Source organism: Methylobacterium sp. (genome assembly GCF_028290105.1).
Taxonomy (GTDB): domain Bacteria; phylum Pseudomonadota; class Alphaproteobacteria; order Rhizobiales; family Beijerinckiaceae; genus Methylobacterium.
Window position 1 is genome coordinate 1 of sequence record NZ_JAQGKL010000059.1, and the last position, 9,011, is coordinate 9,011.

Below are 9,011 nucleotides of genomic sequence, written 5' to 3' on the forward strand. Positions count from 1 at the left end.
GTGGTCCCGTCTGGATGCCGATGAACTACCTCATCATCGAGGCCCTGCGCCGGTTCCACACCTATTACGGCGACGACTTCCTGGTGGAGTATCCGACGGGCTCCGGCACCTCGCTCACCCTCAACGCGATCGCGGACGCCCTCGAAGACCGGCTGATCGCCTTGTTCGCCAAGGGCGAGGACGGGCGCCGCCCGATCTTCGGCGACCGGACGCCGATCCCGCCGGCACCGGGCAGCGAGGAGGCGCTGCTGTTCCACGAGTTCTTCGACGGCGATACCGGCCGGGGGCTCGGCGCCTCGCACCAGACGGGCTGGACGGCCCTGATCCTCAACCTGCTGCACAGCCGCGCCCGGCGTCCGGCTATCTAGCGCGGGGCCGGCATCGCGCTCGGGCTTAAGCCGGTCGTAACCACAATCGTGCGTCCATGGTCGCCCAACGATGGAATGCGGGCGGATGGCGAGTCGGGCACAGAGCCGTATCGGCGGGGAGGATCGGGCTCCGGTTCCGCATGCCGCGTCCGGTGTAGCGGCCCGCCTGGAGCTGGGCTTCCTGACGCTCGCGCGCTGGCGCCTCCTGGCGATGCATCACGCCGCCCGGGTCGGACATCTCGGCGGCAACCTGTCGGCCCTCGACGCGATGATGCTGGTCCACCATGAGTTTCTCGGGCCGCAGGACCGCTTCGTGCTCTCGAAGGGCCATGCGGCCGGCGCCTATTACATCACGCTCTGGAGCCGGGGCCTCGTCAGCGACGCGGAACTCGCGAGCTTTCACGGCGAGGGTACGCGCCTTGCCGGTCATCCCCCCGCGCGCGGCCTTCCCGCCATCCGCTTCGGCACGGGAAGCCTCGGCCACGGCCTCTCCCTCTCGGCGGGTCTCGCCCTGGCCGCGCGTCTCCAGGGCCGGCCCGGCCGCGTCTTCTGCCTGACCTCGGACGGGGAATGGCAGGAGGGATCGACCTTCGAGGCACTGATCTTCAGCGCGCACCGCCGCCTGTCCAACCTCACCATCCTCATCGACCACAACCGGCTCCAGGGGTTCGGCACCACGGCGGAGGTCGCCTCCCTCGATCCGATCGGCCGCGTCCTGCAGGGCTTCGACGTCGAGATCCGCGAGGCCGACGGGCACGATCTTGACGCCATGCGCCGGGCGCTCGCTCCGGGCGGCGACCGCCCGGTGGTCGTCGTGCTGCATACGCAGAAAGGGCACGGCGTGCCGGCCATCGCGGGCCGCATGGACAGCCACTACCTGCCCCTCACGGACGCGCAATTCCAGGAGGCGGTCACCGGGGTTCAGGAGCCGCAGCCGTGAGACGTGAACTCTGCGATGCGCTGGTCGCCCGTGCGGACCGCCCGGATCTCGTCTTCCTGACCGGAGACCTGGGTTTCGGTGCCCTCGAACCCTTGCGCGACGCGCTCGGCGAGCGCTTCATCAATGCGGGCATCGCCGAGCAGAACATGATCTCGGTAGCCGCCGCAATGGCGAGCGAGGGCCTGGAGGCCTGGACCTACACCATCGCGCCGTTCTGCTACGCCCGCGCCTTCGAGCAGATCCGCAACGACGTCTGCCTGCACGGCTTGCCGGTACGGATGCTCGCCAACGGTGGCGGCTACGGCTACGGCGTCATGGGCGCCACCCACCACGCGCTCGAAGATTACGGCGTGCTCTCGACCCTCCCGGGGCTGCGCATCTTCGTGCCGGCTTTCGACAGCGACGTCGCCGCCGTGGTCGCCGCCGCCGGCGACAATCCCGGGCCGAGCTACCTGCGCCTCGGTCGCGGTGAACTGCCCGAAGGCCGCACGGCGCCTCCCTACGCACCCTGGCGTCGCTTGAGCGCGGGCGGCGGTCCGGTCGTCGTCGCGGTCGGTCCGATGGCGGGTGTAGCCTGGTCCGCCCTTGATGGCGAAGACGCTGCCGAGCTTTGGGCGGTCGGCGAGCTCCCCTTGAGCCTGAGCCCGCCGCCGGACGCCTTCGTCGCTGCCCTGCGTGCGAGCGGTCGCCTCTGCGTGGTCGAGGAGCACGTGGCGCAGGGAGGCCTCGGCCAGAGCCTGGCCGCATGGTGTCTGGAGCGGGCCGTGCCGATCACCGCGTTCCGCCATCTCTCCGCCCAGGGCTACCCGTCCGGGACCTACGGTTCGCAGGGCTTTCACCGCCGCGAGAGCGGCCTCGACGCCGAGGCGATCCGTGCGGCGCTCGCCGCATGACACACGAGCCCGACGCCTGGATCGACACCCTGAAGGGGCCCATCGCGGTGCTCGGCGCAGGCGGGTTCGTCGGCTGCAATCTCTTCCGCCAGATCCTGGCGCGGCGCCGGGACGTGTTCGCGGTGGTGCGCAACCTGCCGGCCCCGCGCCTGCGCGAGATCGACCCGGCCCACCTCATCGAGGTCGATTTCAACGACCGGGCCGCATCGCGCAACTTCGTCGAGGCGATCCGCCCCGCGACGGTCTTCGATTGCATCGCCTACGGCGCCTATTCCTTCGAATCCGACGCCGACCTGATCTACGCCACCAACTTCACCGCGCTCGTGGGTCTCGTCGAGGCGCTGGCGGGCACCGGCACCCTCGCGGCTTTCGTGCACGCGGGCAGCTCCTCGGAATATGGCTCGAACTCGGCAGCCCCGTCCGAGGACGCGGAACTCGTGCCCAACAGTCCCTACGCGGTCTCGAAGGCGGCGGCCGCCCATTTCCTCACCTACGTGGGCAAGACCCGGCGCTGGCCGGTGGTCAACTTGCGGCTCTACTCGGTCTACGGCCCCTACGAGGATGCGGCGCGGCTCGTGCCCGCCCTGGTCTCGCGGGCGCTGGCCGGCGGCTATCCCGACTTCGTCAATCCGACGATCGCGCGCGATTTCGTCTACGTCGAGGATGTCTGCGAGGCCTTCGTTCGCGCGGCGGCCAAGATGTCCCTCGACCTCTACGGGGAATCGCTCAACATCGGCACCGGGATCGAGACGACGATCCGCGACCTCGCGGTGCTCGGGCAGCGGGTCTTCAGCCTGCCCTCCCCTCCCGTCTTCGGCGCGATGCCTGAGCGGTCCTGGGACCTCACGCGCTGGCAGGCCAACCCCGACAAGGCCGAGCGCCTCATCGGCTGGCGGGCTCGCACGAACGTCGCGGATGGTTTGGCCCGGACCGGGGACTGGATGACGCGGGCTGGCGCCGGTCTGTCGAACCTCACGAAGTCCGGCATCACCGCGCCCCGGCGCCGAAGTATCGCGGCCATCATCGCCTGCTACAAGGACGAGGAGGCGGTGCCGGTCATGCACGCGCGCCTGACGGCGGTGTTCCAGAAGATCGACGTCGATTACGAGATCATCTTCGTCGACGACGCCAGCCCCGACGGCTGCGGCGAGCGCATCCGCGCCCTGTCGGCCGCCGACCCGCACGTGCTCGGCATCACCCATTCGCGTAATTTCGGCTCTCAGATGGCCTTCCGCAGCGGCATGGAACTGGCGACCGCCCAGGCCTGCGTGCTCCTCGACGGCGACCTTCAGGACCCGCCCGAACTCATCGAGCAGTTCCATGCGGCCTGGGTCGCGGGGCACGACGTCGTCTACGGGCGCCGGATCCAGCGCGAGATGCCGGTGCTCTGGGGCCTGCTCTACAAGGCGTTCTACCGGGTCTTCGCCGCCTTCAGCTACATCCGCATCCCGCATGACGCGGGCGACTTCTCGCTGATGGACCGCCGCGTCGTCGGCTGGCTGCTCGCCTGCCCCGAGCGCGACCTCTTCATGCGGGGGCTGCGCGCCTATGTGGGCTTCCGCCAGACCGGGGTCGACTATGTGCGCCCGAAACGGATGTTCGGCACGAGCACGAACAACCTGCTATCGAACCTCGAATGGGCCAAGCGTGGCATCTTCTCCTTCAGCAACACGCCCCTGAAGATGCTCACCGCCGGCGGCGTCGTGCTCCTCGGCCTCGCGGCCCTGCTCGGGTTCGTATTGATCGCGTTGCGCCTCGCCGTGCCCGACATTGCCCCGCGTGGCGCCACCACCGTCCTCCTGATGATCCTGTTCTTCGGCGCCCTGAACCTGTTCGGCCTCGGTCTGATCGGCGAATACGTCGCCAAGATCATGGAGGAAGTGAAGGCCCGGCCCCGCCTCATCCGCTCGGCCCTGATCCGCAACGGCGTCGCGAGCGACCTCCTGCCCGATGGACGGACGCGCCCGTGACGCTTGCCGCTGCCGGGCGTCCTGACCTCGGGGGCGCCGGGTCTCGCGGGCCGGCAGATCGGCACGAATGCGCGCAAGCCCTTGTGACATCGGCCAAACCTCCCGCGGGTGGGCGCGGACACTGGCCGTTCGGGCTCGCCCTCGGCCTAATCGCCCTTCCCAACCTGCTGTTTCTGGCCACGCACCTCGCGAGCGGCGTGGTCGCGGTGCTCTGTGTCGGCGCCACCCTCGCGGCCCTGGCGCATGTTCTGGCGGACCTGAACCGAGCGCGCGAGCCCCTGGATCGGCGGCTCCTCGCGGTATCGCTGGTGGCCGGCTTCACCCTGTGCGTGCTGGGGGGAGAGGCGCACTGGTTCTTTGCCAACGACGACTGGCTCATCCGCGACGCGGTCCTGCGCGACCTCGTCGCCCGCCCCTGGCCGGTCGGCTATCGGTATCAGGGCGACGAAACGCTCCTGCGCGCGCCCCTCGGATTGTACCTCGCCCCGGCGATCGCGGGAAAACTCCTCGGCTTGCATGCCGCACACCTGGCCCTTCTCGGGCAGGACACGTTCCTGTTCGGCGGCTTCTTCTACGGGTTTGCCCGCACGGGCGGCACGTTCGGCCGAAGCTTCATGATCCTCGCGGTCTTCCTCCTGTTCAGCGGGTGGGACGTGGCCGGAACCTGGCTGCTTGGCCGCCCGCTGACCTTCGGCGCGCATCTCGAGCAGTGGGTGAACGCGCTCCAGTTCTCGTCGCATGTGACACAGCTCTTCTGGGTTCCGAACCATGCGGCCTCGGGCTGGGCGTTCGTCGGAGCCTACCTGCTCCGGCGGCGCGGCGCCCTCGGCGTGCCCTCGCTGGCAATCGTCTTCGGCCTCTGCGTGTTCTGGTCGCCGCTCAGCATGATGGGCGCCCTGCCCTTCCTGGGATTGGCCCTCGTGTCGAGCCCGCATCGGGAAACGATCCGACTCCGGGGCGTGGCGGCGTTGACCCTCGCCGGCCTCGGCCTGATCCCGGTCGCGCTGTATCTCCAGGCGGATGCCGCCCGGGTCGCGCACGGACTGCGTACGCTCGATGCCCCCTTCCTCCTCGGCTACGGGCTGTTCCTCGGCTTCGAACTGCTGCCCTTCGTGGCGATCCTCGCCGTGGCGCGCGGGCGGCGCCTCGGGCCGGACATCGTCTCCCGCTGGGAGATGCCGCTCGCCATCGTCCTTCTCCTGCTGGTGCCCCTCTACCAGCTCGGCTCGACCGACTTCGTGATGCGGGCGTCGATCCCGGCGCTGGCACTCCTCGCCCTCAGGATCGGTGCGATCGCCGTCGACATGCAGGGCGCTCGCCGCGCCATCGTGGTGCTGATCCTCGCCGTGGGTGCGGTGACGCCGCTCTACGAGATCGGGCGGGCGCTGATCCGTCCGGCCTTCGCGATCAGCGATTGCTCCCTGCTCGAAGCGGCCGGAACGCCGCCCAATGCCGGGCCGCTCTACCACTACGTCGCACGGCTCGACGTGCTGCACGGAACCTGGGCGGGCCAGATCCTGGCCGTGCCGGAGACCTTCGCCAGCGTGGAGGCCCGCCGGCCGTGCTGGCCCGATCACGACCGCCTGGCGCCCGCGAGCGCGGCGGAATCCGCGCCGGACCTGCGCTGAGCGATCAGGATTCGTGGCCGAGGATCTCCAGGATCTCCCGGCGGCGGCGGATGAGTTCGGGGTCGTCGCGGTGGCGCGGGTAGGGTGCGTCGTTGGCGATGTCGGCGCGGATCCGCGCCGGTCGGTCGCTCAGCACGATGACGCGCTCGGCCAGCACCAGGGCCTCCTCGACGTCGTGAGTCACGAGGATCGCGGTCAGCCCGGTCTCCTGCCAGAGGCGGACGAGTTCGCCCTGCAGGGTCAGGCGGGTCAGGGCGTCGAGCTTGCCGAGCGGCTCGTCGAGGAGGAGCAGGCGCGGATCGTTGACGAGGGCCCGGGCCAGGGCCGTGCGCTGGGCCATGCCGCCGGAGAGCTGGTGGGGGTAGGCGTCGGCGAAGGCCGAGAGGCCCACGCGCGCGATCGCCTCTGCAACGCGGTGGCGGTTGTTGCGCAACATGCCACGCGCTTCGAGGCCGAGCGACACGTTGCGTGACACGCTGCGCCACGGATACAGCGTCGGGTCCTGGAAGACGAGAAGCCGGCTCGGGTCGGGGCCGGTGATCGGGACCCCGTCGAGGTCGAGGCGGCCGGCATCGGCGGGCTCCAGCCCGGCGGCGAGCCGCAACAGGGTCGACTTCCCGCAGCCCGAGGGACCGAGCAGGGCCACGAAGGCGCCGGGCTCAATGGCGAGGTCGATGCCGTCGAGGACGGGCAGCGGTGCGCCGTTGATCCGGAAGGCGTGCGAGACCCCGCGCACCGTCAGGGCCGCGCCGCGTGGGGCCGGTGGAGGGAGCGGAGCGGCTACCACTGGACGAGGCCCTTCTGCCAGGACAGGAGCCGGTCGCGCAGGCGAAACAGCAGGGTGATGAGGCTCGAGCACATCAGCGCCATGGCGATGAGGGCGGCATACATGTTGGCGTAGGCGGCCCAGCCCTGGGCCCATTGCAGGTACCAGCCCAGCCCCGATTTGACGCCGAGCATTTCGGCCACCACCAGCACGGCGAACGACGCGCCGAGACCCATGAACAGCCCGACGAAGACGTGCGGGAGGGCGGCCGGGATCGCGACCTTCCGGATCAGGAAGCTCTGCGAGGCGCCGAGCGTCCGGGCGACGTCGTAGTAGGACTTGTTGGCCGCCGCGATCCCCGACCAGGTCAGCACCGTGACGGGAAATCCCGTGGCGAGGGCGACGAGGAAGGTCGAGGCCGACCAGGACGACGGGAACACGAAGAAGGCCAGCGGCAGCCAGGCGGTGGCGGGCAGCGGGCCGACGAAGCGCAGCACGGGATGCACCCAGTACCCGGCCCGGCGCGACCAGCCCACCGCCACCCCGAGGACGAAACCCGCCAGGGCTCCGAGGACATAGCCGCCGGCGAGCAGCTTCAGGGAGGCGAGGATGCTGCCGCCGAGTTTCGGCCAATCCTCGAGGAAGACCTCGAGGATCGCCTGCGGCGGCGGGAAGAACGGCATCGGCAGGAGTTCGAACTTCGCCGTGACGAGTTCCCAGGCGCCGAGCCCCGAACCGAGCACGACGAGCCAGGGCCCCCAATGCGCGAGCCGCGCGCCGAGGCGCCCGAGTCGGCCCTGGACGAGACCAGCGAGCGCCAGGACCAGGCCGACCAGGGCGGCGCCGGCCGCGAAATCCGGCGTGTAGGGAAAGTCGCCGGTCTCGGGGAAAATCCAGGTCGCCGCCGCGAGGCCGATCCAGGCGGCGCCGGCGACGAGGCCGACCCACCCGATGGAGGAGCGGCGGCGCAGGCCCGCCGCGGCGTCCGCGATGCGCGAGCGACCCGAAGCCGGCGCAGCTTCGCGGGAGACGGCGTGGCGCGCGAGGGACCCCGAGAGGGCGCTGGTCATGGGTTCGCTCAGCTCAGCACGTCGGCATAGACCCGGTCGGCGAACTTCGCCGTGTCGGTGCTCCGGCGCATGACGTTCACGCGCTTCAGTTCGTCGCCGTAGAGGGCGATTTCCTGCTTGAGGGCGGCGCCCACCGGGGCATGCGCGTGGGTGTGGCTGCGCAGCATCGCGGCGAGATCCGCGATCGATCCCTTGCCGCCGTAATTCGCAAACACCTCGGCGGCCTCCTCCGGGTTGGCGTGGACCCGGTGCCCGCCCTCAAGCACGGCGCGGGTGAGCGCGGTGGCGACCGCCCGGTCGTTGCGGATCAGGCTGCCGCGCAGGGCGACGACGCAGCAGGAGCGGTGGGCGAAGGCCCCCGTGAGGTTGGTGGCGACTTCCGTGAGGCGGCTGTCCTTGAGCCAGATCCAGGTGCGCGGGTCGGAATCGGCGAGCGCCTGGGCTTCCCCCTTCTCCACCGCGAGGTTGAGGAGATCGGCCGGGTAGGGCCGCCACTCGACCTCGCGCTCGGGGTCGATGCCGGCATCGGCCAGGAGCAACGCGAAGAAGTTCTTGGCCGGGCTCGCGTGGTCGCTGATGGCGATGGTCTTGCCCTTCAGCGAGGCGATGTCGCCGATGCCGGCCGATTTGGCGCCGAGCAGGCGCAGGCAGCCGCCGTGCAGGCCCGCGGTGATCTTGACGTCGAACCCCTGCTCCAGGGGTTTGAGCCAGCGCAGGGCCATGCCGATGCCCGCATCCGCCTTGCCGGTGGCGATGGCCTCCAGCAGCGCCTCGGTGGAGCCGCCGAAATTGACGAACTCCACGTCGAGGCCGTGGGCGGCGAAGATCCCGCGCTCCTTGGCCACCGGCGCCGAGGCGGTGCAGATCGCGTTGGCGTTCCAGGCGAGCTTGATCGGCCGCAGCGGCCCAGCCGCGCCGGCCTCCGCCACGGGGCGGCAGAGCGGGCCCGGATCGAAGGGCGCACCGGGGCCCGGGCCCCAGGCCCGGCCCGGATTCGCAGCGAGGCCGAAGGGCAGCGCCGCCGCCAGGGAAGCACCGGCCCGCAGGAGGCGCCTGCGGGAAAGGGGGTCGTGCGTCATCGTCGTCTCCGGGGCCGGCGACGGCCCGATCCGCGTCACGTCGGCAAGGGAAAGGTCAGCCGAGGGGCTGGCTCAGGTAGGCCACCATCATCTCGGCCACGGCCCGCTCGGCGTAGTCGGCGACGCTCTCGCGCCCCGCCACCGGGAAGGCTTCGACCACTCTGCGGCCGGCAAGCACCTCGGAGAGTTCACGGGCCAGCATCCCGTTCTCGATGGCCGCCGCGACGGCGGCCCGACCGTAGCTGCGCCGGATGCTGCGCGGCCCGAACAGGGCGGCGGGGCTCGTGGGCGCGGAGC

The 9,011-nt window shown here is 70.8% G+C and carries 7 protein-coding genes and 2 pseudogenes; 5 read left to right on the top strand and 4 right to left on the bottom strand.

The genetic code is table 11. From position 1 onward, the window contains the following. The 5 genes and pseudogenes from JWQ05_RS04405 to JWQ05_RS04425 form a co-directional block, all read left to right on the top strand. A pseudogene (locus tag JWQ05_RS04405) lies at positions 1-368 on the top strand (glucosidase); the annotation flags it as partial. A gap of 85 nt (positions 369-453) precedes the next feature. After that, positions 454-1,308, top strand: a complete 855-nt coding sequence (locus JWQ05_RS04410) for a 1-deoxy-D-xylulose-5-phosphate synthase N-terminal domain-containing protein (RefSeq protein WP_299655069.1) — start codon at positions 454-456, stop codon at positions 1,306-1,308. Further along, positions 1,305-2,201: a transketolase gene (locus JWQ05_RS04415; RefSeq protein ID WP_299655072.1), complete on the top strand. Its 897-nt coding sequence runs from the start codon at positions 1,305-1,307 to the stop codon at positions 2,199-2,201. The genes JWQ05_RS04410 and JWQ05_RS04415 overlap by 4 nt, the downstream gene beginning before the upstream one ends. Continuing rightward, positions 2,198-4,171, top strand: a complete 1,974-nt coding sequence (locus tag JWQ05_RS04420) for an NAD-dependent epimerase/dehydratase family protein (protein WP_299655075.1) — start codon at positions 2,198-2,200, stop codon at positions 4,169-4,171. Before JWQ05_RS04415 ends, JWQ05_RS04420 begins: the two co-directional genes overlap by 4 nt. An 83-nt stretch (positions 4,172-4,254) precedes the next feature. Beyond that, positions 4,255-5,799, top strand: a complete 1,545-nt coding sequence (locus tag JWQ05_RS04425; protein WP_299655078.1) for a hypothetical protein — start codon at positions 4,255-4,257, stop codon at positions 5,797-5,799. A gap of 4 nt (positions 5,800-5,803) precedes the next feature. Here the strand turns inward: JWQ05_RS04425 and JWQ05_RS04430 are convergent, their stop codons facing one another. The 4 genes and pseudogenes from JWQ05_RS04430 to JWQ05_RS04445 form a co-directional block, all read right to left on the bottom strand. After that, the gene (locus JWQ05_RS04430; RefSeq protein ID WP_299655081.1) at positions 5,804-6,586 is read right to left on the bottom strand and encodes an ABC transporter ATP-binding protein; all 783 of its coding nucleotides are present in this window, start codon (positions 6,584-6,586) and stop codon (positions 5,804-5,806) included. Then, positions 6,580-7,635 carry an ABC transporter permease gene (locus JWQ05_RS04435; protein WP_299655084.1) on the bottom strand — a complete coding sequence of 352 codons (1,056 nt, stop codon included), beginning with the start codon at positions 7,633-7,635 and terminating at the stop codon, positions 6,580-6,582. The genes JWQ05_RS04430 and JWQ05_RS04435 overlap by 7 nt, the downstream gene beginning before the upstream one ends. An 8-nt stretch (positions 7,636-7,643) precedes the next feature. Further along, positions 7,644-8,714 (bottom strand): ABC transporter substrate-binding protein, encoded by a 1,071-nt coding sequence (locus tag JWQ05_RS04440; protein ID WP_299655087.1) that lies wholly within the window; start codon positions 8,712-8,714, stop codon positions 7,644-7,646. Between the two features lie 55 nt (positions 8,715-8,769). Beyond that, positions 8,770-9,011: pseudogene (locus tag JWQ05_RS04445) on the bottom strand (hypothetical protein); the annotation flags it as partial.